This is a genomic window from Flagellimonas okinawensis (assembly GCF_029194005.1).
GTDB lineage: Bacteria > Bacteroidota > Bacteroidia > Flavobacteriales > Flavobacteriaceae > Flagellimonas > Flagellimonas okinawensis.
In genome coordinates, this window is sequence record NZ_JARFVA010000006.1 from 119,730 (window position 1) to 145,367 (window position 25,638).

A 25,638-nucleotide genomic window follows, 5' to 3' on the forward strand; every position below is an offset into this window, starting at 1 on the left:
GTGTATTCAGAAGTTCTTAAACTTTATTATATCCAAAAGGATGGTACATCCATAAAGAATATGGTACTGGATAGTATTCATACAATATTCCCGAAAAATAAACGTCGCAAAATATTTCTCGGAAAAGGGACGGCATAAAGCAACTTCTTTTCCCTCTACTATTTATATTCCGTTTCCTTTCCGCTCCAAAATTTTGTCTTCCGTTTGTGTTGCCCTCAAATATTGTTTAATCTAAAATTTCATTATCATGGAAACAAAAACAAAGTCAAACGGAGTAGCAAAAAAACAGACTGCGACCGTTAAAAAGGAAGTACAAAAGAAGTTGACCGATGAGGCCATCGGAAAAACCGTTGCCAAAGAAAAAAAGGGAGTCATTGAAAAACCTGCCGTCAACTTGGACGAACGTATCCATGTACGTCTTCAAACGAATTAGGACTGGCCCGGTCCAAAGTTAAGTCATAGTTTCAACTTTTGAATTTGGTGCTCTTTCCTTCTTTTGAGCATCGTTCTTTTCTTTATCAATTTACGGTTTTCCAATATCTTTTTTATCCTGTCCAAAATATACGGTCGCTGGGGACATTTCCATTAGGACAGTGGAAACTCATATAAGCAACGCATTGAGAGTTTTTAAACTATACTTTAGAACAATTTGAGTTACTTGACAATTTTCAGCACTGGATTCCCATCATTTTCGGATACTCTATCAGGACCTGCTTCCATTGCCTTTTTTAATTGCATCATATCCTTGCTAATTTTCTTCTCAACGACCCTTGCATATTTCTGCGTCGTAGAGAGTTTCGTATGACCAAGGAGTTTTGAGACTGTCTCTATCGGCACATCGTTCATCAATGTTATAGTGGTAGCAAACGTATGTCGCGCTACATGGAAGGTAACATTCTTGTCCACTCCGGCCAATTTGACTATGATTTTCAAGTACTTGTTAACTTTTTGGTTTGAAAGAACTGGCAATAGGCTATGATCGTTCATGTAATCGGGAACACTTCGATACTTATCCAAAATGCATTTGGCATGGAACAAGAGAGGTACCTTGACGGGGGTATTGGTCTTTTTCCGTCTTACATTGACCCATTCACCTCCGTCCACGCCCTTGACAATATCACCTTGTTTGAGCATTTTGACCTCGATATAGCTCAGGCCTGTGTAACATGAAAAAATAAATATGTCCCGAACCTTGTCCAAACCAGGGTCCTTAAGTACCATATTCCGTATTTTCAGGATTTCCTCCTCCTCCAAAAAATCACTGTCATAAGAATCAAACTTCATTTTATAAAGTGAAAATGGATTTCTGGTCATGCACCCAAACTTATGTGCCAAAGTGACCATCTTTTTGAAACGTTCCATATGCTTCATGATACCATTGTTGCTCAATGGAAGATTCTTCACTAATGTATCGCAATTCCTCAGATAGGTCTCGAACTCGATCAGGAAGGCATAATCTATTAGTGATAGTTTCACATCCGAAGTGCGAAAACGTTCTTTGACAAAACGGGCTAGATAGGTTTCTGTGGCCGAATAGTTCTTGACAGTCCCTTTCGCCAATTTGGGGGCTTCATGTTTGCGATGGAATTCAATGATATCCTTTAGGGTCTGTACAGGCTTATCATTGCCCAAGAATCGTTCTTTTATGGCACGAGCGGATATAGGGGCCCCTTCGGCCATCAACTGTCTATGGCAGTCCAAAAGCTTTGCCTGGATATCATCAAGGTACATGTTGATGCCTTTCGCCTCTTTGAACCGATGATGAACCCTTCCCGAAGAAGTGCACCAATGGCTTTCTATGACCGTGCGGTGTACACTTAGATCAGATCGTTGTTTTCCAAATCTGATCCTGATATAGATGGGAATTTGGCCGTCGTTTTTCTTGGCGGTCTTTTTCAGCCAGAAACCGATACTGAATTGATTGGAGTTTTTCATGTGTTTTCGCTTTAAGTGGAACATTCCGTTTGCGAAAGTCAAATCACACAAAAGATCAAATCAGGGCATTTAAGTTAAGAAATCCTCCTGAAAAATAATAGGACACCCTATAGGACACCCTCATATATTGCATTTATATGCATATAAAAAAAGCCAAAGAAAATTAATTCTCTGGCTTTCAATAAATTATGGTTTTTAATTTTAACAAAAAAACCATATTTGTCGGGGTGGCAGGATTCGAACCTGCGACCTCCTGCTCCCAAAGCAGGCGCGATAACCGGGCTACGCTACACCCCGAGGTGTGTTGGAAAAAGCGGAGAGACCGGGACTCGAACCCGGGCAGCACTTACGCGCTGACAGATTAGCAATCTGCTCCGTTACCACTCCGGCACCTCTCCTATTCAATTATTATGAACGTGCACTCTGAAAATGCGGATGCAAATGTACCTTTTCAGAAGTAAGATCGCAACTATTTTTTCATTTTTTTATCGCATCTTTTTCGATAGCCTTGCTATTCAGGATATTCCACCCTTAAATGATAGATATTTGTCAGTTTTTGCTTGAGCACTTTTTTCACCAATTCAATTTCCTTGAGTGTAATATTGGCATTTAAAAACTGATCGGCCTGCATCTGACCTTTGACAATCTTCTCCACAAATTCATCAATAATGGTGAACGTCGGGTTCTTAAGGCTTTTCGAGGCTGCCTCTACGGAATCGGACATCATCAATATAGCCGTTTCTTTGGAAAATGGAATCGGTCCCGGGTACTTAAAGTCATCAACATCCACCTCCTGCTCCAATTCCTGTTGCTTTTTAAAGAAATAATACACCGTCGTTGTCCCGTGATGTGTTCTTATAAAATCGATAACCCTATCGGGAATGTTGTTCTTCCTGGCTATTTCTATTCCGTTGAGCACATGATCGATAATGATTTTGGCACTCTCCTTGGGAGGTAGATCGTCATGCGGGTTTACATTGGTGATCTGGTTTTCCGTAAAATAAGTAGGCTGCTCCATTTTGCCGATATCATGATACAGCGCACCTACCCTAACCAACATGGCGTTCGCCCCTATTTCGTTGGCCGCGGCCTCCGCCAAATTGGCTACTTGCAGGGAGTGATGGAACGTCCCGGGAGCCTTGTCCGAAAGTTCCTTGAGCAATTTTGAATTGGTATCGGAAAGTTCCAACAGGGAAACATCGGATATGAGTCCGAACAATTTCTCGAACATATAGATCAATGGCTGCGCAAAAAGAGTCAAAAGCCCGTTGAGTACGAACACACCGAACAATACCCATTCAATATTTTCCAAATTACCCTCATGTATGGCATGAAAAGCAAAATAACCGATAATGTATATCAAGGTAATCTGTCCTACCGAGATAAATAGGTTGGCCCGTTTGTACAATTCGGATGCCGTAAGTATGGTCACAATACCCGCAATGATCTGAAGGAAGATATACTCAAAACTATTGGGTACCACAAAGCCCAGGATCAGCACGGTGAGCACATGCACAAATAGGCCCAACCGGGCGTCGAAAAAGTTTTTGAGCACCAAGGGCAGAATGCACAGGGGCACCATATAAATATAGCTTTCGTAATGCTTCACCATAAGGGTAGTGGCCAGCACCATTAAAAGGATATTGAAAAATATAAAGGTAACCTTGTTGTTGTTCTCGAATATTTCGTTCCGATACCTTTTCAGGAAAAGGAACAGCATGATCAATACCAGGGCCACCAAAATGGTATACCCCAGTAAGATGAAATAATAATTGCTTCCCATCCAGAGTTCGGACTCATATTCATCCTTGAGGGAGTTCAATATCTTAAAATCCTCTGGCTCCACGATCTCGCCTTTGGCGATGATCAATTTTCCCTGATCCACCTCTCCCCTGGTATACGATATCTTGGAAAGCTCATCACTTAGGGCGCTCTCGGTCAGGGCCTCATCGTAGACTAGGTTCGATTTTAGGCTATTTCGTATCATGGCTGACAGGAAGGACAGGCCTTCTGAACCTGCTTGGGCAAACCGCTCGGACACGTTCCTTTTGGCCCCTTCCAGTGCAATAATATCTGTTCTTGAAATTGGCTGGGCCTCATTATTCCTTACCACCACGATGGACTCTGCCTCTGGGACCGTTTGAAATATCCCATGGGCATATACCTCATCAATGACCTCTTCGGCCAAGGTTCTTAGGGACTGTCGTTGTCCGGAAGAAAAGTCCCCCGATTGGAAATAGGTGTTCAGTTCCTCTGCGACCTCCACCTGCACATTGGAGACGATAGAAGCATCAAAAGAATAGTAATGGGTCTTGTTGTCGCGGATGGAGGATTGCTCCTGCTCTATTTCCTCCGTAGTCTTTTTAATGGAAAAATCGATCGGTGCATACAGGTTTTCGTATTGCCAGGGCTTGCCTTTCTGAAAGTCATATTTGAACTTGCCCCCTTTGGGGAAAAAGAATACGATAAGGGCCACCGAGACCACATAAAGGAAATACTTGTAGACCAGTGACTGATGTTTGTAAACGTTATCCAAAGTTTTTCCCATTACCAAATTCTGTTAGCATCAAAAATAGAAAATATATATAACAAAGGTGTTGATTACGACCGCTATCGGTTTGCATTTAATTTTAGTATTTTCGCAGGAGTAAAAATGCACATATGAGAAAAGTAGTAATCGTTTCCGCTGCCAGAACCCCAATTGGGAGTTTTATGGGAGCGCTATCCAGTGTTCCTGCACCAAGATTGGGCGCAGTGGCCATTAAAGGTGCCTTGGACAAAATTGGTCTAAAGCCAGAACTTGTTGAAGAAGTATTGATGGGGAATGTGGTACAGGCAGGAACCGGTCAGGCTCCCGCCAGACAGGCCGCCATCTACGCCGGCATCCCAAATACGGTGCCGTGTACCACGGTGAACAAGGTATGCTCCTCAGGAATGAAAACGATTATGCAGGGGGCCCAGTCCATTGCCCTGGGCGATAACGCTATCGTTGTGGCCGGTGGTATGGAAAACATGAGCATGATTCCCCACTACGTGCACATGAGAACAGGGACCAAGTTCGGTCCCGCCACCTTGGTAGATGGAATGCAGAGGGACGGACTGGTGGATGCCTACGACCAAAACGCAATGGGCGTATGTGCCGATGCCTGTGCCACGAAATACGAATTTAGCAGGGAAGACCAAGATGCCTTTGCCATACAGTCCTACCAACGCTCAGCGGAGGCATGGAAGAACGGTAAGTTCAACAATGAGGTAGTGCCCGTGGAAGTACCGCAAAGAAGGGGTGAACCCATTGTGGTAAGCGAAGATGAGGAATTCAAAAATGTAAAGCTGGAGAAAGTGCCTGCACTCCGCCCCGCCTTTTCCAAGGACGGGACAGTGACGGCGGCCAATGCCTCCACGATCAATGATGGTGCAGCGGCAGTTGTCTTGATGAGCGAGGAAAAAGCACAGGAGCTTGGATTGAAGCCCTTGGCAACTATAAAGGGCTATGCGGATGCCGCACATGAACCTGAATGGTTTACGACCGCACCTGCAAAAGCTTTGCCGAAAGCACTGGACAGAGCAGGGGTCTCCATAGATGATATCGACTTTTTTGAGTTCAACGAGGCCTTTTCCGTTGTCGGGCTTGCCAATATGAAGATATTGGGGCTCAACGATTCCAAAGTGAACGTCAACGGAGGAGCCGTATCCCTGGGACACCCACTGGGTTGTTCCGGTGCAAGGATCACCATTACCCTGTTGAACATACTGGAACAGAACAATGCCAAGTTGGGAGCAGCGGCCATCTGCAATGGTGGTGGAGGTGCTTCTTCAATTGTTTTGGAAAGAAATTAGTGATTCAATCCGTACCGTAAATGCAATATGGAATTTGTCCCCTAAGCATTGTTCCTATCCGAACAATTCCTGACGATTGCTCTGAAATGACCTCTCAATTATTGTACGGGGAACATTTCAAGGTGTTGGAAAGCAGGAAGAAATGGAGCAGGATCCGGACAGCTTACGACAATTTTGAGGGTTGGATATCCAACCAACAATTTACCATAATCCCCGAGCAGGTATACAATGATCTGGAGTCGTTGGAAGAGCGCCAAATCTGTTCGGATATCATATCGCATATCTGTACTTCGGACGGGATGCTCTTACCTATATTGATGGGATCCATGATAAACCCAGGTGCCATACCGGGACATCAATTCGAAGGAAAGGTCGACTCGGGCAAAAAGACCAAGGAAAACTTGGTGAACACGGCCCTTCTTTATTTAAAGGCTCCCTTTTTATCGGGCGGAAAAACCCCGTTCGGTATAGACGGTTCGGGCTTTGCACAGATGGTCTATAAAATTAATGGCCATTCCCTCTCAAGGACGGAAGAAGCCCAATCCAAACAAGGGGAAGCACTGAGTTTTATCGAAGAGAGCGAACCTGGCGACCTGGCATTTTTTGACAACAATGAGGGCGTGATAGACCACGTGGGAATCATCCTGAAGGACAATTACATCATCCATGTCAACGGCCATGTAAGGATCGATCGCATCGATCATACGGGCATCTTCAATTCCGATGAAAAATTATATACCCATCAATTGAGGGTCATCAAAAAAGTGATATAAAAAAGCCCCGAATTATCGGGGCTCTTTTTTTAAGGGAATCCTTGATATTATTCTCCCAAAAGCTTTTTGATTCTCATGAAGTTTTCATTGTCTCCCAATGCTCCATAAATGTTTTTCAATTGGGTAAGGATGCTTTCATTGTCCGGGTTGCTCTGAAGGGCATCCTCCAAAACATTTGCACCTTCTCTGAACAAGCTGTCCTTTTTATCCTTCAACTCGTCATATTTGGCGATATCCGCTTTGGAAGTACCCAAGGCGTTCATTTCATCGATCAAGCCGTTACCTTCGTTTACATATGTTGTGGAAAGGTTCAATAATGCATTGATATAACCCGGGTCAATGGCCAATGCTTTTTTATAGGCATCCCTTGCATCTTCCAAGTTACCTTGCTCCATGTTGATCACACCGATGTTGTACAAAAGATCGGCATTGTCAGGGGCCATGGCAGAAGCCTGTCCCATCAAATCCTTGAACTTGTCCTTATCGCCAATGGCATAATATAGGTTGGCCTCTCCGAGTACCAAGTTTACATCATCAGGATTTTCCGCCCTTGCATCCGCATAAGCCTCGATCGCTCTCTCATTGTCTCCCATTTGTTGGTAGATCAAAGCAATGTTCTTAACGATTTCTGGTTTTTTGGACGGGCTCACCTCCTCTTTGGGATCTTTGTGGGTACCTGCTTTCACATAAAGGTCACGAGTGGCCTTGTCCATGCTTTCAGTTTCACCGGACTCTACGTTTACAGCAGTATAGGTTACGGACTCACCACTATAATCCACATCTTTTAGCTCTTTGTAGTATTTTAGCGCTTCTTCGTAATCCTGTGCGTTTACTGCGCTACTTGCCGCATAATAAAGATACACGGTGTCCTTTGGGCTAAGTGTGTAGCTCATGTACAACTTTTCGGCAGCTTCGCTGAACCTTTTGTTGTTGTTGTCCTCTACGGCAGAGTTTACTAAATCGGCGGTCATCTGCCCCATTTTTTCCTGTGCCACGGAAGTATATTTGGACTTACCGCTGGCTTCTTCCACTTCGATTACCTTGTTATAGGCATCCAAAGCCGATTGGAAAGCGGACACATCGCCCTTTTTGGCCAATTCGTAATTTGCATTTCCCAGAAGTGCATAATACTCGGCCTGCTCTTTGTCCTTGGCTGAATCGATCAAGGAAGCTGCGCTTGTCAATGCTGCTTTCGCTGCTGCGGCATCACCATCCTTTAAAGCCTTTTCCGCCGTCTTCATCTCATCCTTTTGAGCAAAACCCAATGTGGACACTCCAATGGCTAGTAGTATTAATATTCTTGTTCTCATGTTAAAAATTGAAATTTATTTAGTGTTTATCGATTATTACTTGATTATTTATTCTTTATCGTCCGTATTGGTATCAATAGCCGTGCCATCTTCTCCATTGACCTCGATATCCCTGATATCCTCACCGTCCATCGGGTCATCTTCCTTCATGACCTTGGCGACCGCCGCAATGGAATCGTTGTCCTTTAGATTGATCAAGCGTACACCTTGCGTCGCCCTTCCCATAACCCTAAGATTTTCAACACCCATTCTGATAGCGATACCTGATTTATTGATGATCATCAGATCATCGGTATCCGTAACATTCTTGATCGCGACAAGGCCTCCTGTCTTATCGGTGATGGAAATGGTCTTTACACCTTTACCACCCCTATTGGTGACCCTGTAGTCCTCTATATTGGATCGCTTACCATAACCCCTTTCGGACACCACAAGGATGTCGTCCTCAAAATTATGTACGGACACCATTCCTACGACCTCATCGTTGTCGTCCGCCAAAGTGATGCCACGAACACCTGATGCATTTCTGCCCATTGGTCTTGTTTTGGATTCCTCGAAACGGATGGCCTTTCCTGATTTGAGGCCCAGGAATATTTGGCTGGTACCTGTGGTCAATTTAGCTTCCAATAGTTCGTCACCATCACGAACGGTGATGGCATTGATACCATTTTGACGCGGTCTGGAATACTGTTCCAAAGGTGTCTTTTTGACGGTACCCTTCTTGGTTGCCATGATCACAAAATGACTGTTCACGTACTCTTCGTCCTTGAGGTCCTGGGTACAGATAAAGGCCTTCACCTTGTCATCTTGTTCGATATTGATAAGGTTTTGGATCGCCCTTCCCTTTGATGTCCTGCTTCCTTCCGGAATTTCAAACACCCTCATCCAGAAACATTTTCCATTCTGAGTGAAGAACAACATGTATTGGTGGTTGGTACCAACGAAAAGGTGCTCCAAAAAGTCCTCATTTCGAGTTGAGGATGCCTTCTGGCCCACTCCTCCCCTGTTTTGTGTCTTATATTCGGACAGTGGCGTTCTTTTGATGTATCCAGCGTGCGAAATTGTAATGACCACCTGCTCGTCCGGTATCATATCCTCTATACTCAGATCACCTCCCGCATAATTGATCTCCGATCTTCTATCATCACCATACTTTTCCTTGACCTCGAGCAGCTCATCTTTGATGATCTGCATTCTTCGCTCCTTCTTTTCTAGAATATCCTTCAGGTCCTCGATGGTCTTCAATAACTCTGCGTGCTCTTCGCGCAATTTGTCCTGTTCCAGTCCCGTAAGTTGGCGCAAACGCATTTCAACAATGGCCTTGGCCTGTACTTCGGTCAGTTTGAAACGTTCGATCAAATTGTTACGTGCCTCCTCAACATTGGAAGACCCCCTTATGATGGCGATGACCTCGTCAATATTGTCCGAGGCTATGATCAGCCCTTCAAGGATATGAGCACGGTCTTCGGCCTTTTTCAGCTCGAACTTGGTCCTACGGACCACGACCTCGTGCCTATGCTCCACAAAATGGTGGATGATGTCCTTAAGGTTCAAGAGCTCGGGCCTACCGTTGACCAAAGCAATATTATTGACACTGAAAGAGGATTGCAAAGCCGTGTACTTGTACAACATATTGAGTACAATGTTCGGTATGGCATCACGCTTTAGGATATATACGATCCGCATACCGTTCCGGTCGGATTCGTCCCTGATGGTGGAAATGCCCTCTATCTTTTTCTCGTTGACCAGTTCGGCGGTCTTTTTGATCATATCCGCCTTGTTAACCTGGTACGGGATTTCGGTGACCACGATGCTTTCCTTGCCCTGTACCTCCTCAATGGTGGCCTTGGCACGCATCACTACGCGGCCCCTTCCCGTATGGAACGCTTCTTTTACACCATCGTAACCGTAGATGATTCCCCCGGTCGGGAAATCCGGTGCTTTGATATGTGTAATGAGCTCATCGATCTCGATATCATGGTTGTCTATATAGGCTACGGTGCCATCCACGACCTCGGAAAGGTTGTGTGGCGGCATATTGGTGGCCATACCTACTGCGATTCCCGATGCACCGTTCACCAAAAGGTTAGGGATCCGGGTAGGCAAGACCGTGGGCTCCTCGATGGTATCATCGAAATTGAGCTGATGATCAACGGTATCCTTATCGATATCGGCCAACATCTCCTCTGCGATCTTGCGCATCTTGGCCTCGGTATAACGCATGGCCGCCGGACTGTCCCCATCGATCGAACCGAAGTTACCCTGGCCATCGACCAACATATACCTCAAGCTCCATTCCTGGGCCATTCGAACCATGGTATCGTATACGGAAGAATCACCATGGGGATGATACTTACCCAATACCTCCCCGACGATACGGGCGGATTTTTTATGCGAACTATTGGACCTTACACCTAGATCGTGCATTCCGTAGAGCACTCTTCGGTGAACAGGCTTTAAACCATCACGAACATCTGGCAGGGCACGTGACACAATGACCGACATTGAATAATCAATGTAGGCAGATTTCATCTCATCCTCTATGTTGATAGGAATTAACTTTTCTCCTTCCGCCATGCTTTTTTACTATTGATTTTTTGTGGTTAAATTATCATGGCAATATACAGAAAATAGCAGCCTTTATAACGCTTTGCGAATACTTTATTAAAAAAATTATCAACATTGCGGGTATTATCAAGATTGTGATAATAAAGCTTTGTTAAATAGCGGAAAAACCTGAATTATTCCGACATTTACAACTACTTTGTCGAATAAGGGTATGGTATTTGACCACCGTAACAATACTTTTATTAATTTTAATTGCTGAAAAAGAAACGTATGGACGACAATTTTTCCCCCCGCGTAAAGGACGTTATAGCATACAGCAAGGAAGAAGCCCTGAGACTGGGCCATGACTTTATTGGCACAGAACACCTTATGCTAGGTCTTTTGAGAGACGGGAATGGCAAGGCCATAAATATATTGGATGCACTAGATGTGGATTTGGACCACCTGCGTAGAAAGGTGGAAATCCTGAGTCCGGCCAATCCGAATACTGGAACGATACAAAAGGACAAGAAGAACCTTCACCTGACCCGCCAAGCGGAACGGGCCTTGAAGACCACCTTCTTGGAAGCTAAGCTTTTCCAAAGTTCTTCCATCAACACGGCGCACCTATTGCTCTGCATCCTCAGGAACGAAAATGATCCAACAACCAAGTTGTTGCACAAACTGAAAGTGGACTATGACAATGTCAAGGAACAGTTCAAGTCCATGATCACCAGTGACGACGACTACATAGACACGCCCCAAGCGGAATCTTTCCCCGGGGACACTGATGATATGGGAGATAGCAAAGAAAGCTCCTTCGGCTCCGGAGGCGCTTCCCAAAAAGGAAACAAAAAGTCCAAAACCCCGGTATTGGACAACTTCGGAAGGGATCTGACCCGTTTGGCCGAAGAGAACAAATTGGACCCCGTTGTGGGCAGGGAAAAGGAGATCGAACGTGTTTCCCAAATACTGAGCAGAAGGAAAAAGAACAATCCACTGCTTATTGGGGAACCCGGTGTCGGTAAGAGCGCCATTGCGGAGGGCCTGGCCTTGCGCATCATCAACAAAAAGGTATCAAGGATACTTTACAACAAACGCGTGGTAACACTTGACCTGGCCTCTTTGGTGGCGGGAACCAAATACCGCGGACAGTTCGAAGAACGTATGAAAGCCGTGATGAACGAACTGGAGAAGAACGACGACATCATTCTGTTCATTGATGAGATACACACCATTGTAGGTGCTGGTGGTGCAACGGGAAGCCTGGACGCTTCCAATATGTTCAAACCGGCATTGGCAAGAGGGGAAATTCAATGTATCGGAGCGACCACATTGGACGAATACAGACAGTACATCGAAAAAGATGGCGCCCTGGAACGTCGTTTCCAAAAGGTAATGGTAGAACCCACTTCCGTGGAGGAGACCATCGAAATATTGATGAACATCAAAGGCAAGTACGAGGAACATCACAATGTCAATTATACGGATGATGCCATTATGGCCTGTGTAAAATTGACCAACCGTTACATGACGGACCGCTTTCTACCGGACAAGGCGATTGATGCACTGGACGAGGCAGGTTCCAGGGTGCACATCGTCAACATGGATGTGCCCAAGCAGATCCTCGAACTGGAAAGCCAGCTGGAGGATGTACGCGAACTGAAGAACAGCGTTGTAAAAAAACAGAAATACGAAGAGGCCGCCAAGCTTAGGGACGACGAAAAACGCCTAGAAAAAGAGTTGGCCACGGCACAAGAACGCTGGGAAGAAGAAAGCAAACTTCATAGAGAAACCGTATCCGAGGACAATGTTGCCGACGTGGTTTCCATGATGAGCGGAATCCCGGTAAACAGAATTGCCCAGACGGAAAGCAACAAATTGGCTGAATTGCCGAACCTGATCAAAGGTTTCGTTATTGGTCAAGATGAAGCCGTCTCCAAGGTGGCAAGGGCCATCCAACGTAACCGTGCAGGACTAAAGGATCCGAACAAACCCATAGGTTCGTTCATTTTCTTGGGACAAACCGGAGTGGGTAAGACCCAATTGGCAAAAATACTCGCCAAGGAACTATTTGATTCCGAAGATGCCCTGATCCGTATCGATATGAGCGAATACATGGAAAAGTTCGCCATTTCAAGATTGGTAGGTGCACCTCCGGGATACGTAGGTTATGAAGAAGGCGGGCAACTCACCGAAAAGGTGCGCCGCAAGCCCTATTCCGTAGTATTATTGGACGAGGTGGAAAAGGCCCACCCAGATGTGTTCAATATGTTGCTACAGGTTTTGGACGATGGATTCCTTACCGATAGTTTGGGCCGTAAGATCGACTTCAGGAATACCATCATCATCATGACCTCCAATATAGGGGCAAGACAATTGAAGGATTTCGGACAAGGTGTCGGTTTTGGTACCGCTGCTAAAAAAGCACAGGCAGATGACCACCAGAAGAGCGTTATCGAAAACGCCCTCAAAAAGGCCTTCGCCCCTGAATTCCTGAACAGGATCGACGATGTTGTGGTCTTCAATTCATTGGAACGCGAGGACATCCACAAGATCATCGATATCGAATTGAACAAATTGTACAAAAGGATCAAGGAGATTGGCTACGATTTGAACCTTTCCGACAAGGCCAAGGATTATATCGCCGATAAAGGATTTGACAAACAATATGGAGCAAGACCTTTGAAAAGGGCCATCCAGAAGTATATCGAGGATGCACTGGCCGAAGAGATTGTCAACACCAAGCTAGAAGAGGGCGACAGCATTTTCATGGATCTCAACGAGGAGAAAGAAGAACTCACCATAAAGATCAAGAAGGCGGAAAAATCGCCAGAAGCTGAAAAATAAATTCGAACACTTTCAAAAAGCTGACCATTAGGTCAGCTTTTTTTATGTCCTTATTTACCATACATACGATATTTTAACCTTTAATCTATTATTTTTTCGCTGAGTGGCATTCCCAAATAATTTCGTACACGAGACACTATAATTACACTTGGGAATGAAAATCACTTCTAAAAAGAAGACCGTGGTGGTACGCGAGTACCAACTGGATATCGGGACCGTACAGGTTTTTGACAATTATATGGTCGCTTCTTTTGACGAAGGCGCCACCATCACACTAGAGAGAACCTACCAGATTATCGGGATTTCAGAAATTCATTTTAGGGACAAGGACTTTGGCTACATAAGCCTCAGACAGAATTCTTATGCAGTGGACCCAACAGTGTACAATTACCTTAGGGGCATGGAAAACCTAAAGGCATTCGCCATAGTTTCCAAAAAGGAAATAGACATGCACAACTTCAACATCGAAAAGATGTTCTACAAAAAACCGATGGAGTTCTTTATCGAGTTTGACAACGCACTGACCTGGATTCAAAAAAGGCTCAAATCCAAAAAGGGCAGGAACAGCGCTTAACCATTCTCATTTTGTTCCATTTCTGGTTGTCGGAACAGTTCCGCATATGCCTTTCCAATATGGTCTATAATAGTGGAAGCCCTCAATGCTTCATATCCGGTCGTGGACACACCAAGGTCACCAGCCAACCCATGTAGGTACACCCCAAAAATTGCGGCATCGACAGATGAATACCCTTGAGCCATCAGTCCGGTGATCATCCCCATCAAAACATCTCCGCTACCCGCTGTGGCCATGCCAGGATTCCCAGTAGTGTTCACATATCCCTTCCCGTTATAAATGGTAATGGTATGAGCTCCTTTAATCACTATTACTACATTATATTTGGCAGCGAAAGTTTTGGCCTTTTCGAGTTTTTCAAAATCTGACGACCATTTTCCGATCAATCGCTCCAATTCTTTTGGATGCGGGGTAAGCACGGACATTTCCGGCACATCCTTGAGCATATCCGGCTTGTGAGATAAAATATTGAGTCCATCGGCATCGATGACCATAGGTGTTCCCATCCTTTTCAGAAATGCACCAAAGGCCGAAACGGTATCGTCATCCTGGCCGATCCCGATTCCTATACCAACAACGGTCGGCTCAAAAGGAACCTCTATCCCTGAAATGTTCCTATCCCTGGATCCTGTCAGTACCATGACCTCCGGTACCGCCGTCTGCATGGCATCATACCCACATTTGGGCAAGAAAGCAGTCACCAGGCCACTCCCAACGGTCAAACATGAATTGCACGCCAATTGTACGGCCCCTATCTTGCCATAACTGCCCCCGACGATCAGTGAATGACCATAGGTTCCCTTATGGGAAAATTTTAATCTGGGACGGTACAAGGGAAGTACCTCCGGGCGACCTATCAATTCAAAATGCGTCTGTGTTCGATTCAGGTAGTCCCGGTCCAATCCAATATCCAACATTTCCCATTGATTCACATATACTCCGGTCTGGGGCAAGAAGAATACTAGCTTAGGTAACTGAAAGGTCAACACATAACTTGCTCTGACCACAAAGGAAGGTTCCCAAGGAACCCTGTCGAGCGGTAAACCAGAGGGAACGTCCACAGAAAGTGTAAAGGCTTGCGAAGCATTGATATGGTTGATCAAATTCCCCACCCATTCATCGGGAGAACGGTTCAGACCTATTCCAAAGATGGCATCCACCACGATATCGTTCGGTGATATGTCCGGCAGATCGCTTTCCTCATTTATAAAATTGGGCCACACCTTTCCATCCTTCAAACGTTCCAGGTTCAACAAAAAATCATCCGACCTTTTATCACTGTAATTTACCACATGCACCTTGATCGAATAACCGTGCTCGTTCAATTTTCTGGCCAATACCAATCCATCACCCCCGTTGTTACCGATTCCACAGAAAAGTTGAACGGTGACCTGAGTGCCCCTTAAACGGGAATGCATCCAATCAAAAAGCTGTGTCGCGGCCCTTTCCATGAGCTCATCGCTCGTTATCCCCTCCTTCTTGATTGTTGATTTATCAGCTTGATAGATTTGATCGGCAGAAAATATTTTCATTCAGCAAAAAAAATTGATTATTCCTAAGGATTTCGCAAAAAACAACCCCATCGATTTGATGAAGTATACAAAAGTACTACATTTATCACCTCATTACAGAGCAATGGAGCCAAAACAAACGGATATTAACCTTAATTTGATGAATCCCTTTTCATCAACTTTCACCATTACCATTACCACCCCTTTGGGGTAAGTCTGCTATATATAATTCCGTCCGTTTTTTTATTCTATTTTCAATTTTTCACAACAATTCTTTATCATGAAAGTCTTAAAATTTGGAGGCACTTCTGTTGCCAATCCAGAAAACATACATAAGGTCAGATCCATCTTGGAACAATCGGAAAATGACCGCTTAGCGGTAGTGGTCTCAGCCTTTGGAGGGATTACGGACCTATTGATCGGTGCATCGCAGTTGGCCTCCGACCAAGATGCAACCTACAAGGAGAGCCTGAAGGCCATCGAGGACAGACATATTTCGGCCATCAGGGAGTTGATCCCCGTTACGGCGCAGAGCCCAGCACTGAGCAAGGTAAAAAGCGAACTCAACACCTTGGAGACCCTCTTGGAAGGAGCCTATTTAATTGGTGAGCTAACACCTAAACTTTCCGATAAGATCGTAAGCTACGGTGAACTGTTATCGTCCTTCATAATCAGTGAGTTTTTAATATCCCAAGGTTTGGACGCCATATTTAAGGATAGCAGGGAACTTATCAAGACGGACAATAACTTTGGCAAGGCCAATGTGGATTTCAATACCACCAATACCAACTGCAACGTTTTTTTCTCGGCGAACAATCACAGGATTTCGCTTTTGCCCGGATTTGTGGCCGCCAGTAAAAATGGTGATATCACGACCTTGGGAAGAGGTGGTTCCGATTACACCGCTGCAATAATTGCCGCCGCGGTGGATGCGGATATGTTGGAGATTTGGACCGACGTCAGCGGAATGTACACGGCCAATCCCAAATTGGTAAAGCAGGCCAAATGCGTGGCAGAGATAAGCTATCAAGAGGCCATGGAGCTTTCACATTTTGGGGCCAAGGTTCTGTACCCCCCTACCATACAGCCCGTACTGGGCAAAGCTATCCCCATTGCCATAAAAAATACCTTCCAGCCCGATAACCCGGGGACTTTGATCTCCAAAAATACCAACGGGAACGGCAAAACCGTGAGGGGCATCAGCCATGTGGGGAATATAAGCCTGCTTTCCCTAGAAGGTCCGGGCATGATCGGGATCCCAGGGATATCCAAGCGGTTTTTCGAGACACTCTCCATAAAGAACATCAGTATCGTAATGATCACCCAGGCATCTTCCGAACATTCCATATGTGTGGGAATTTCCGATGAGGATGTAGATCTAGCGGCAGAAGCAGTGAACGAAACCTTCGAATACGAGATATCCACTAAAAAGATAAAGCCGGTCCTTGTTGAAAAAGACCTGACCATTATCGCATTGGTAGGAGACAATATGAAGAGCCATCAAGGTTTGAGCGGTAAGATGTTCAGTACCTTGGGCAAGAACAATGTAAATATAAGGGCCATTGCCCAAGGGGCGTCGGAGCGTAATATTTCGGCGGTCATCAAAAAAGAGGATGTGAAAAAGGCGCTCAACTCACTACACGAGACCTTTTTCGAAGAAAATATCAAGCAGCTCAACCTATTCGTCATGGGAGTCGGTAATGTCGGTTCAAAGTTCCTGGGCCAGATACGTCAACAAAAAAAATATTTAAAGGAGGAGCTAAAACTGAATGTACGCGTGATCGGTATCAGCAATTCCAGAAAAATGGCCTTTGACGAGAACGGAATTTCACTGAAGGATTGGGAAAATATCCTCGAGCAAGGTGAGACTGCGGACAAGGGGGCATTTTTTGACCGCATCAATTCGTTGAATTACCGCAACAGTATTTTTGTGGACAATACGGCCAGCGCCGAAGTTTCCAAAAGCTATTCCAGTTATCTCAAAAACAGTATTTCGGTAGTGACCTGTAACAAAATCGCATCTTCCTCGGATTATGGCTATTACCAGGAACTCAAACAACTGGCCAAGCAATACAATGCACCATATCTGTTCGAGACCAATGTCGGAGCCGGTCTTCCCATCATCGACACCCTGAAGCACTTGATCGCTTCAGGCGACAAGGTCAGAAAGATACAGGCGGTATTGTCCGGCAGCCTCAACTTTGTGTTCAACACCTTTGACAACTCCACTACCTTCCATGACGTGGTGAAACAAGCACAGGCGGAAGGATATACGGAACCCGACCCGACCATAGATCTGAGCGGGGTGGACGTGATGCGCAAAATTTTGATCCTGGCAAGGGAGAGCGGCTACCAATTGGATATTGAGGATATCGAGAACGAGGCTTTCCTACCCGAGGAGAGCCTGGAAACGGACTCCAACGAGGCATTTTTTGAAAGCCTGAAGAAGTATGAGACCGATTTTCAGAAACGTTACAAGGATGCTGCCGATGCCGGCTGCAAACTAAAATATGTTGCCCAGTTTGAAGATGGCAAGGCCAAGGTCGGACTGCAACAAATCCCAAAAGGACATGATTTTTATAACTTGGAGGGAAGCGATAATATTGTTTTGTTCTTTACGGACAGGTACGTGAACCAACCTTTGATCATCAAAGGGGCCGGGGCCGGTGCAGATGTCACCGCATCAGGTATCTTTGCGGATATCGTTCGAATCGGAAATTTTTAGATCATGGAGGAAATCAAAGTATTTTGCCCTGCGACCATTGCCAATGTCTCCTGCGGATTTGACGTGCTCGGTCTGGCCCTGGATTCCGTGGGCGATCAAATGACCATTCGAAAAACTGCTGAAAAAGGGATTCGCATCACCAAAATTATCGGACAGGACCTTCCATTGGAAACCGTTAAAAATGTGGCGGGCGTAGCCGGTTTGGCCCTACTGGCCAAAAGTGATTATGAAGGCGGTTTTGAAATTGAAATAGACAAACGGATAAAGCCGGGAAGTGGTATAGGCAGCAGTGCTGCCAGCTCTTCCGGTGCCGTTTGGGCCATGAACGAACTATTGGGCAGGCCCTTTTCCAACTTGGAACTGGTGGAATTTGCCATGCAGGGAGAAAAACTTGCCAGTGATGTTGCCCATGCGGACAACGTGGCCCCTGCCATTTACGGTGGGTTTACCTTGGTCCGCAGTTACGACCCGCTCGATATCGTTCCCATACCGACACCTTCGGAATTGTTCGCTACGGTGATTCATCCCCAGATCGAGATAAAGACATCGGACTCGAGAAAGATTCTGAAGACCACGATCTCCATGGAACAGGGAATCCGTCAATGGGGCAATCTTGGAGGGCTTGTGGCGGGACTGTTCCAAAACGATTACGACTTGATCGGGCGATCGCTGCACGATCATATCGTGGAGCCCATTCGTTCGATATTGATCCCTGCCTTTGATGATATCAAGACCAACGCTATAAAAACAGGTGCTTTGGGCAGTGGGATATCCGGATCCGGACCTTCCATTTTTGCCTTGAGCAAAGGACAAAAAATTGCAGAGGCAGTGGCGGATTCCATGAAGGCCACCTATCGGGACATCGGTGTGGATTTTGATATCCATGTCTCCAAAATCAATAGTCAAGGTGTTAAAATAATCTCCTAATTCCATGAAATTCCACAGTTTAAACGATAAAAACATTCAGGCTTCGTTCAAGGAGGCGGTCATTGCCGGCATTGCGCCAGATAAGGGACTCTACTTTCCAGAGCTCATCACGCCCCTGCCCTCTGATTTCTTTCAACATATCGAAGCGCTTTCCAACCATGAAATAGCCTTTAGGGCCATTCATCAATTTGTTAGTGATGATATTCCCGATGAGGCACTACGGGACATCATCGCCAATACCCTTGATTTTGATTTTCCCGTGGTGGACATCGAGGAAGGTGTGGCGACCCTGGAACTTTTTCACGGCCCCACCATGGCTTTCAAAGATGTTGGTGCACGGTTCATGGCAAATTGTCTGGGCTACTTTTCACAGGGCAAAAAACAGGATGTCACCGTTTTGGTGGCCACTTCCGGGGATACCGGAGGTGCCGTTGCCAACGGCTTTTTGGGAGTGGATGGTGTAAACGTGGTCATCCTATATCCGAGTGGAAAGGTCAGTGAGATACAGGAAAAGCAATTGACCACCCTGGGCCAAAATATCGAGGCCATGGAGGTGGACGGTGTTTTTGACGACTGCCAACAGATGGTAAAGACGGCTTTTTTGGACAAAGAAATCACGGGACACAAAAAATTGACCTCGGCCAACAGCATTAACGTGGCGAGATGGTTGCCCCAAATGTTCTACTTTTTGTTCGCCTATAAACAAGCTAAATCCAAAGGAAAAGAAATCGTCTTTTCAGTTCCATCAGGAAATTTTGGCAATATCTGTGCCGGGATGGTGGCCCAAAAATTGGGAATGCCGGTCCAACATTTTGTAGCCTCGACCAATGTCAATGACGTGGTACCAAAGTATTTGAATAAGGGAATTTACGAACCCATGTCGTCCAAGGCCACAATTTCCAATGCCATGGACGTGGGTGATCCTAGCAATTTTATCCGTATCAGACATTTGTACAAGGATGATCTGGAATCGCTCAGACGGAACCTTTTCTCGTATTCTCTCACGGATGAAGCGACCAAAAGAGCCATGAAAGAAGTCTACGACCAAACAGCTTATGTAATGGACCCCCATGGTGCCGTGGGCTACCTTGGATTAAAGGAATATCAAAAAACACATCCGGACACCTATGGTATTTTTCTTGAAACGGCACACCCCGTTAAGTTCTTGGATGTGGTGGAAGAAACCTTGGGCCTGAGCCCTGAAATCCCACCACAGATCATGAAGGTGATGGACAAGGATAAAAAATCACACACCATCTCCACGTACCAGGAATTGAAGCGGTTCCTCCTTGAGGTTTAATCCAACTTGGGCAGTTTAAAACTGTCCAAGGGACTCGGTTGTTTCATCACTTCCTCTATGGCCTCGGTAGTCCTTGGCGCCATTCCGGAAAGATTGATGGGCCCATTTTCAGTGATAAGGATATCGTCCTCGATCCTAACGGCGATTCCCCACCATTTTTCATCGCAATCACTATTCTCGGGAATATAGATTCCAGGCTCCACGGTAATTACCTGATTTGGCCTGAAAGCTTGATAAGTACCCGCATCATGTACGTCCAACCCCAAATAATGTGAGGTACCGTGCGGAAAATAAATCCTCGCATCCTTGGCATCCTTGATGATGCCCAGATCCAATAAACCTTTGGTCACCACATCCAAGGCCGCCTTGTGGGGCTCTCTGAAAGAAGCACCGACAACACTGGCAGCTATTCCCGCTTCCTGTGCATTGTAGACGATATCATATATGGCCTTCTGTTCCGGTGAAAACTTCCCGTTGGCAGGAATGGTCCGGGTCACATCGGCCGTATACCCATGATATTCAGCCCCTAGGTCCATGAGTACCAGGTCATCACCGACCTTGGTCTTATTGTTCTCTATATAATGAAGTATACAACCGTTATGACCGCCGCCCACGATGGATGGATAGCCCTCATATTCGGCACCATATCTTTTGTATACATATTCATGTACCCCCTGTATCTCCGTTTCGGACATATTGGGATGCATGGCCTTCATCACCTCTATCTGCCCGACCGCAGAGATTTCTATCGCACGTTTCAGCAACTTCATTTCCTCTGGAGTCTTGTCCTGGCGCAACTCGGCCATGACCTTTGGTAGAATACTGGAGTCCAAATTTGTCGATCGTTGGATCACCATCACTTTATTCTTTACCTCATCGCGTATCCCTTCGTTGTTGGCCCCTATAAAATCATTCAAGATATCATCCTCCTGCAATTCAGGGTAGCGTTCCATGTAACGTTCAATGGTCTCGGCCACCTCCTTGCTGTTTTCTGGAGTCACCGCGGCTATCCTTTTGTACAGTTCGTTGCGAACAGGATTATAGTCCGCCGGGTAATTGGCCTTCACCTTGAAGGTCTTGATCAGGTCGAAAAGGTCTGCCGAACCGGATTTATCGCGATAATCGTTATGGAAATCCACAAAGGACACATGGTCAAAAGCTTTGAAATCCAACGGGAAGTTTTCAAAATCGCTCCCGTTGAACACCATATCGAATCCCAATTTTTCCTTCGCTCCTTCCACACCCAGTCGTTTACCTGTCCACTGTTCGGCTCTTGCGTTCCTTTCCTGAACATAAAAAAGTTCATCAAAGGTATTTCCATCTGCATCGGTCTGTGCTTCAGAAAATAGAACAAGAACCGCATTGGGTTCCTTATAACCCGTTAAATAATAAAAGTTGGGGTCTTGGTGGTACACATAGTCCACATCGTTGGCACGGTTGCGCTCAGCATTGGCGAACAGCACCACAGCCGTGTTGGGAGGTAATTTTGCCCTGACGGCCTCCCTTCTTTCCTTATGGAAATCGGCAGGCAAATAATCGGTGGGCAGGTCTTGGGAATTTCCCGCTATGGCAAGAAACATGGTGCATAAAAGGCAAGAGATATATTTTGGCATTTTCTAATTTTTTATCAAAATACAAATTTTGCACATACCATAAATTCAGAACCTTATCATTTTAGCAAAATCATGAATGGCAAAAAGAAGGGTATCCTTAATTAATTCTATAAATTTGCCAATGCTAAAAATAAAGTCAATGAAAAATACTGCACTTACAAAAACGCACGAAGCACTGGGGGCCAAAATGGTACCTTTTGCGGGCTACAACATGCCCGTTTCCTATGAGGGTGTCAATATTGAACACGAAACAGTTCGCAAAGGGGTCGGTGTGTTTGATGTTTCCCACATGGGCGAGTTTTTGATTGAGGGGCCAAAGGCTTTGGAACTGATTCAGAAAGTCACTTCGAACGACGCTTCAAAATTGACCGTTGGTAAGGCGCAGTACAGTTATATGCCCAATGAAACGGGAGGTATCGTGGATGACCTTATTGTATATAGGATAAAGGAAGAAACCTATCTTTTGGTAGTGAATGCATCCAACATTGAAAAGGATTGGAACCATATAACCAAGTATAACGAAGCAGTGGGTGCAGTGATGAGGGATATATCGGATGACTACTCCCTTTTGGCCATTCAGGGCCCAAAAGCAGTTGATGCCATGCAATCCCTGACCTCGGTGGATCTTTCCTCCATTAAATTCTACAACTTTGTGGTCGGTGACTTTGCAGGCATCGAGCATGTCATTATATCAGCGACCGGATACACTGGTTCAGGAGGCTTTGAGATCTACTGCAAAAATTCAGAGGTACAGCAAGTTTGGGACAAGGTCCTTGAGGCCGGGGCCGACTATGGTATCAAGCCCATTGGATTGGCGGCACGGGATACCCTTCGCCTTGAAATGGGCTATTGCCTTTATGGCAACGATATTGATGACACCACTTCCCCTTTCGAGGCCGGTTTGGGATGGGTCACGAAGTTTACCAAAGAATTTGTGAACAGTGAAAATTTCGCCAAGGAAAAGGCAGCAGGTCCCAAAAGAAAGCTGATCGCTTTCCAAATGGAAGAACGGGGCATCCCAAGAACAGGGTACCCGATATTGGATGCCGATGGGAACGAGATCGGAAAAGTGACTTCGGGCACCATGTCACCATCACTTTCCAAAGGTATCGGATTGGGATATGTGACCACGGAGTTTTCCAAATTGGATACCCCGATCTATATTAAAGTTCGAAAAAACAACATAATGGCAAATGTGGTGAAATTGCCATTTTACAAAAACATCTAGTTAGCATTTGGATAAAAAAAGGATACTGATATTGGGAGCGAGTGGCTTTGTAGGCAATGCCATATACAAAGAACTCTGCTCCTATTTTGATACCTACGGCACTTATTTCACCAATCGCTCCTTTGCATCCAACAAACAGTTTTTACGCTATGACCTGGAGGAAGATGATATCTTTCAGGTACTTCAAAAAGTGAGGCCGGATGTGATCATATCCTCTCTTCGCGGAAATTTTCCGGCACAGATACAGGCACATCAACATTTAATGGAGTACTTGGTCAAGACCGATGCCAAGTTGTACTTTATTTCTTCCGCCAATGTTTTCGATGCCTACAGTAAGTTCCCGTCCTACGAAAATGATAAGACCCTATCATTAAGTGTCTATGGTCGGTTAAAAATCAAGATCGAGAATATGATGATGCGGTTGCCCAAGGAAAAGACCGCAATTCTGCGCATACCCATGGTCTTTGGAAATTCCTCTCCCAGGATCAAGGAAATCAAAGAAAGTATCGAAAACAAAGAACCTATCGAGGTGTTTCCCAACCTGATCATCAACGTTACCAATGACGATAGGCTCACCCAACAGATACACTACCTGATCAACAGGAACAAAACGGGCATCTTTCACTTGGGCAGTAGCGACCTCATACAGCACGAGGAATTCATCAAAGAGGTCATCGGGCACTTGGGGAATTACCATCCCATATACAAAAGGGTCTACACCACCAATGAGGATCGGTATCTGGCCGCTCTGCCAAAGGACAATGTCCTGCCAAAAAATCTTCGTATCAGCTGCCAAGAAATCATAGACCACCATTTACCCGTTTAGTTTTCGGATTGGACATTTGATTGGTTACCTTTAAGCAAACCCGATACATGAAAAAATTAAGTACCGATCAAATTGACAGGGCCCTAAAGGAATTTCCGGGCTGGAAACTAGTAAACGATATGTTGGAGAAGTCGTTCACCTTTAACGACTTTAAGGAGGCCTTTTCCGTGATGACCCATATAGCCTTTGAATGTGAAAAACAGGACCATCATCCCAATTGGGAAAACGTCTACAACAGCTTGAGCATTAAGTTGAGCACCCATGATGCCGACGGCATTACACAAAAGGACATTGATCTTGCCAAGTCCATTGAAAAAATTGTTGCGCAGTCTTAAAATATTCAACTTGACAAAGGGGCATTTTTTGCTAAATTTGCCCTCATCCAGAATTTTAAATTATTATGGGAAGAGCGTTCGAATTTAGAAAAGCACGAAAAATGAAGCGATGGGCCGCAATGTCCAAAGCATTCACAAGAATTGGCAAGGACATTGTAATGGCCGTTAAGGAAGGTGGGCCTGATCCAGATGCCAATGCCAAGCTACGTGCGGTAATTCAGAACGCAAAGTCAGTGAACATGCCCAAGGACAACATTGAGCGTGCCATTAAAAGGGCCTCCGACAAAAACCAAGGAGATTACAAGGAAGTATTATTCGAAGGTTATGCTCCCCATGGAATTGCCATCTTGATCGAGACCGCTACGGACAACAACACCAGAACTGTGGCCAATATCCGTAGTTACTTCAATAAATGCAACGGTAGTCTGGGCACTTCCGGTTCGGTGGAATTCATGTTCGACCATACCTGTAGTTTCACCATCAATGGTGAGGGATTGGACCCTGAGGAATTAGAGCTCGAAATGATCGACTTTGGAGCGGAAGAAGTTTTTGTCGACGAGGACGGAATCCACATTTACGCACCTTTTGAGAATTTCGGGGCCATCCAAAAAGAATTGGAGTCCAGGGAAATAGAAATCATTTCTTCTGGCTTTGATAGAATTCCGCAGGTGACCAAGGAACTGAATGAAGAAGAAGTTGCCGATGTTGAAAAACTTCTAGAGAAAATAGAGGAGGATGACGATGTCCAGAACGTCTTCCATAGTATGAAGGAATAATTTGTTAAAAACTGTATTCCGCTACTTTGCCTTTGACCCCTGTATAAAAGTCTTTAATTTTTAGAAAATCCTTTTCTTGGTCGTCCGAGGCCATAAAAGGCTCTCCTATTTTGATTTCCTTTTTTCCAAAATCAAAGGCGACCATTACAATGGGTACATTGGCCTTTTTGGCGATATGGTAAAATCCTGTTCGCAGTGCGTCCACTTTTTTGCGCGTTCCCTCAGGGGCCAAGGCAAATCGAAATACTTTTCTATCAGAAAACAACTGTACGATACTGTCCACGGTATTGGAGTTTTTGGATCGATCTACCGGAGCACCTCCAGTCCACCTAAAAAACCATCCGAACGGTGGTTTGAACAAGCTTTTTTTTCCGATATAGTTGATTTCCTGATTGATTACCTTTCTTATCAAAAGTCCTAAAAAGAAATCTAACCAATGTGTATGAGGTACCACAATGATCACACACTTGTCCACCTCGGGAAAGGTCCCGTTAAGTTTCCATCCCAATATCTTAAAGTATATGATTTTTGCCAACCACTGCATGTAGTATGTATTTTAAGACTTAGGAAC

19 protein-coding genes and 2 tRNA genes are annotated in these 25,638 nt (G+C 45.2%); 12 read left to right on the forward strand and 9 right to left on the reverse strand.

The window, feature by feature from the left end; genetic code table 11:
• Positions 1–247: 247 nt before the first annotated feature.
• Positions 248–433 carry a hypothetical protein gene (locus PY091_RS15420; RefSeq protein WP_275650500.1) on the forward strand — a complete coding sequence of 62 codons (186 nt, stop codon included), beginning with the start codon at positions 248–250 and terminating at the stop codon, positions 431–433.
• 221 nt (positions 434–654) lie between these two features.
• Here PY091_RS15420 and PY091_RS15425 read toward each other — a convergent pair whose 3' ends face one another.
• The 4 genes from PY091_RS15425 to PY091_RS15440 all read right to left on the reverse strand — a co-directional run bounded on the left by PY091_RS15425 (position 655) and on the right by PY091_RS15440 (position 4,483).
• Positions 655–1,935 carry a site-specific integrase gene (locus PY091_RS15425; RefSeq protein WP_275650501.1) on the reverse strand — a complete coding sequence of 427 codons (1,281 nt, stop codon included), beginning with the start codon at positions 1,933–1,935 and terminating at the stop codon, positions 655–657.
• 222 nt (positions 1,936–2,157) lie between these two features.
• Positions 2,158–2,232 (reverse strand) — tRNA-Pro (locus tag PY091_RS15430).
• A gap of 17 nt (positions 2,233–2,249) precedes the next feature.
• Positions 2,250–2,333, reverse strand: a tRNA-Ser gene (locus PY091_RS15435).
• A gap of 113 nt (positions 2,334–2,446) precedes the next feature.
• Positions 2,447–4,483: an HD family phosphohydrolase gene (locus PY091_RS15440; protein WP_275650502.1), complete on the reverse strand. Its 2,037-nt coding sequence runs from the start codon at positions 4,481–4,483 to the stop codon at positions 2,447–2,449.
• 113 nt (positions 4,484–4,596) lie between these two features.
• On the opposite strand from PY091_RS15440, the gene PY091_RS15445 reads away from it, so the two are divergent.
• A complete protein-coding gene (locus PY091_RS15445) occupies positions 4,597–5,772 on the forward strand; it encodes an acetyl-CoA C-acyltransferase (RefSeq protein WP_275650503.1) in 1,176 nt (391 codons plus the stop codon).
• Between the two features lie 20 nt (positions 5,773–5,792).
• Positions 5,793–6,545: a C40 family peptidase gene (locus PY091_RS15450; RefSeq protein ID WP_275650504.1), complete on the forward strand. Its 753-nt coding sequence runs from the start codon at positions 5,793–5,795 to the stop codon at positions 6,543–6,545.
• A gap of 47 nt (positions 6,546–6,592) precedes the next feature.
• Here PY091_RS15450 and PY091_RS15455 read toward each other — a convergent pair whose 3' ends face one another.
• On the reverse strand, positions 6,593–7,855 hold the full coding sequence (locus tag PY091_RS15455) for a tetratricopeptide repeat protein (RefSeq protein ID WP_275650505.1): 1,263 nt from the start codon (positions 7,853–7,855) through the stop codon (positions 6,593–6,595).
• A 48-nt stretch (positions 7,856–7,903) separates the two neighbouring features.
• Positions 7,904–10,432, reverse strand: a complete 2,529-nt coding sequence (gyrA, locus tag PY091_RS15460; RefSeq protein ID WP_275650506.1) for a DNA gyrase subunit A — start codon at positions 10,430–10,432, stop codon at positions 7,904–7,906.
• A 261-nt stretch (positions 10,433–10,693) separates the two neighbouring features.
• Between gyrA and PY091_RS15465 the strand changes: the two genes are divergently transcribed.
• Complete coding sequence (locus tag PY091_RS15465) at positions 10,694–13,252, forward strand: ATP-dependent Clp protease ATP-binding subunit (RefSeq protein WP_275650507.1); 2,559 nt, start codon at positions 10,694–10,696, stop codon at positions 13,250–13,252.
• 154 nt (positions 13,253–13,406) lie between these two features.
• On the forward strand, positions 13,407–13,826 hold the full coding sequence (locus PY091_RS15470) for an STAS/SEC14 domain-containing protein (protein ID WP_275650508.1): 420 nt from the start codon (positions 13,407–13,409) through the stop codon (positions 13,824–13,826).
• Here the strand turns inward: PY091_RS15470 and PY091_RS15475 are convergent.
• Positions 13,823–15,358, reverse strand: a complete 1,536-nt coding sequence (locus tag PY091_RS15475) for an NAD(P)H-hydrate dehydratase (protein ID WP_275650509.1) — start codon at positions 15,356–15,358, stop codon at positions 13,823–13,825. The genes PY091_RS15470 and PY091_RS15475 overlap by 4 nt on opposite strands.
• A gap of 259 nt (positions 15,359–15,617) precedes the next feature.
• Between PY091_RS15475 and thrA the strand changes: the two genes are divergently transcribed.
• From thrA to thrC, 3 genes are read left to right on the forward strand one after another with little or no spacing between them, the layout of a single operon-like run.
• A complete protein-coding gene (thrA, locus tag PY091_RS15480; protein ID WP_275650510.1) occupies positions 15,618–18,062 on the forward strand; it encodes a bifunctional aspartate kinase/homoserine dehydrogenase I in 2,445 nt (814 codons plus the stop codon).
• Positions 18,063–18,065: 3 nt separating this feature from the next.
• Positions 18,066–18,989, forward strand: a complete 924-nt coding sequence (locus PY091_RS15485; RefSeq protein WP_275650511.1) for a homoserine kinase — start codon at positions 18,066–18,068, stop codon at positions 18,987–18,989.
• Between the two features lie 4 nt (positions 18,990–18,993).
• Positions 18,994–20,289, forward strand: coding sequence for a threonine synthase (gene thrC, locus PY091_RS15490; protein ID WP_275650512.1), 1,296 nt, complete (start codon positions 18,994–18,996; stop codon positions 20,287–20,289).
• Here the strand turns inward: thrC and PY091_RS15495 are convergent.
• Positions 20,286–21,902 (reverse strand): aminopeptidase P family protein, encoded by a 1,617-nt coding sequence (locus PY091_RS15495; RefSeq protein ID WP_275650513.1) that lies wholly within the window; start codon positions 21,900–21,902, stop codon positions 20,286–20,288. The two genes, thrC and PY091_RS15495, sit on opposite strands and share 4 nt — an antisense overlap.
• A gap of 139 nt (positions 21,903–22,041) precedes the next feature.
• Here PY091_RS15495 and gcvT point away from each other — a divergent pair, with 139 nt between their 5' ends.
• The 4 genes from gcvT to PY091_RS15515 all read left to right on the forward strand — a co-directional run bounded on the left by gcvT (position 22,042) and on the right by PY091_RS15515 (position 25,067).
• Positions 22,042–23,130 carry a glycine cleavage system aminomethyltransferase GcvT gene (gcvT, locus tag PY091_RS15500; protein ID WP_275650514.1) on the forward strand — a complete coding sequence of 363 codons (1,089 nt, stop codon included), beginning with the start codon at positions 22,042–22,044 and terminating at the stop codon, positions 23,128–23,130.
• A 7-nt stretch (positions 23,131–23,137) separates the two neighbouring features.
• Positions 23,138–23,956, forward strand: a complete 819-nt coding sequence (locus PY091_RS15505; RefSeq protein ID WP_275650515.1) for a sugar nucleotide-binding protein — start codon at positions 23,138–23,140, stop codon at positions 23,954–23,956.
• Positions 23,957–24,003: 47 nt separating this feature from the next.
• On the forward strand, positions 24,004–24,291 hold the full coding sequence (locus tag PY091_RS15510; protein ID WP_275650516.1) for a 4a-hydroxytetrahydrobiopterin dehydratase: 288 nt from the start codon (positions 24,004–24,006) through the stop codon (positions 24,289–24,291).
• Positions 24,292–24,356: 65 nt separating this feature from the next.
• A complete protein-coding gene (locus tag PY091_RS15515) occupies positions 24,357–25,067 on the forward strand; it encodes a YebC/PmpR family DNA-binding transcriptional regulator (protein WP_275650517.1) in 711 nt (236 codons plus the stop codon).
• A 4-nt stretch (positions 25,068–25,071) separates the two neighbouring features.
• On the opposite strand, the gene PY091_RS15520 is transcribed toward PY091_RS15515, so the two are convergent.
• Positions 25,072–25,611 carry a 1-acyl-sn-glycerol-3-phosphate acyltransferase gene (locus PY091_RS15520; RefSeq protein ID WP_275650518.1) on the reverse strand — a complete coding sequence of 180 codons (540 nt, stop codon included), beginning with the start codon at positions 25,609–25,611 and terminating at the stop codon, positions 25,072–25,074.
• Positions 25,612–25,638 lie beyond the last annotated feature (27 nt).

Bases quoted from the DNA above. Each gene is read 5' to 3' on its own strand.
- PY091_RS15420 (WP_275650500.1), top strand. From the start codon at position 248: ATGGAAACAAAAACAAAGTCAAACGGAGTAGCAAAAAAACAGACTGCG.
- PY091_RS15425 (WP_275650501.1), bottom strand. From the start codon at position 1,935: ATGAAAAACTCCAATCAATTCAGTATCGGTTTCTGGCTGAAAAAGACC.
- PY091_RS15440 (WP_275650502.1), bottom strand. From the start codon at position 4,483: ATGGGAAAAACTTTGGATAACGTTTACAAACATCAGTCACTGGTCTAC.
- PY091_RS15445 (WP_275650503.1), top strand. From the start codon at position 4,597: ATGAGAAAAGTAGTAATCGTTTCCGCTGCCAGAACCCCAATTGGGAGT.
- PY091_RS15450 (WP_275650504.1), top strand. From the start codon at position 5,793: ATGCAATATGGAATTTGTCCCCTAAGCATTGTTCCTATCCGAACAATT.
- PY091_RS15455 (WP_275650505.1), bottom strand. From the start codon at position 7,855: ATGAGAACAAGAATATTAATACTACTAGCCATTGGAGTGTCCACATTG.
- gyrA (WP_275650506.1), bottom strand. From the start codon at position 10,432: ATGGCGGAAGGAGAAAAGTTAATTCCTATCAACATAGAGGATGAGATG.
- PY091_RS15465 (WP_275650507.1), top strand. From the start codon at position 10,694: ATGGACGACAATTTTTCCCCCCGCGTAAAGGACGTTATAGCATACAGC.
- PY091_RS15470 (WP_275650508.1), top strand. From the start codon at position 13,407: ATGAAAATCACTTCTAAAAAGAAGACCGTGGTGGTACGCGAGTACCAA.
- PY091_RS15475 (WP_275650509.1), bottom strand. From the start codon at position 15,358: ATGAAAATATTTTCTGCCGATCAAATCTATCAAGCTGATAAATCAACA.
- thrA (WP_275650510.1), top strand. From the start codon at position 15,618: ATGAAAGTCTTAAAATTTGGAGGCACTTCTGTTGCCAATCCAGAAAAC.
- PY091_RS15485 (WP_275650511.1), top strand. From the start codon at position 18,066: ATGGAGGAAATCAAAGTATTTTGCCCTGCGACCATTGCCAATGTCTCC.
- thrC (WP_275650512.1), top strand. From the start codon at position 18,994: ATGAAATTCCACAGTTTAAACGATAAAAACATTCAGGCTTCGTTCAAG.
- PY091_RS15495 (WP_275650513.1), bottom strand. From the start codon at position 21,902: ATGCCAAAATATATCTCTTGCCTTTTATGCACCATGTTTCTTGCCATA.
- gcvT (WP_275650514.1), top strand. From the start codon at position 22,042: ATGAAAAATACTGCACTTACAAAAACGCACGAAGCACTGGGGGCCAAA.
- PY091_RS15510 (WP_275650516.1), top strand. From the start codon at position 24,004: ATGAAAAAATTAAGTACCGATCAAATTGACAGGGCCCTAAAGGAATTT.
- PY091_RS15515 (WP_275650517.1), top strand. From the start codon at position 24,357: ATGGGAAGAGCGTTCGAATTTAGAAAAGCACGAAAAATGAAGCGATGG.
- PY091_RS15520 (WP_275650518.1), bottom strand. From the start codon at position 25,611: ATGCAGTGGTTGGCAAAAATCATATACTTTAAGATATTGGGATGGAAA.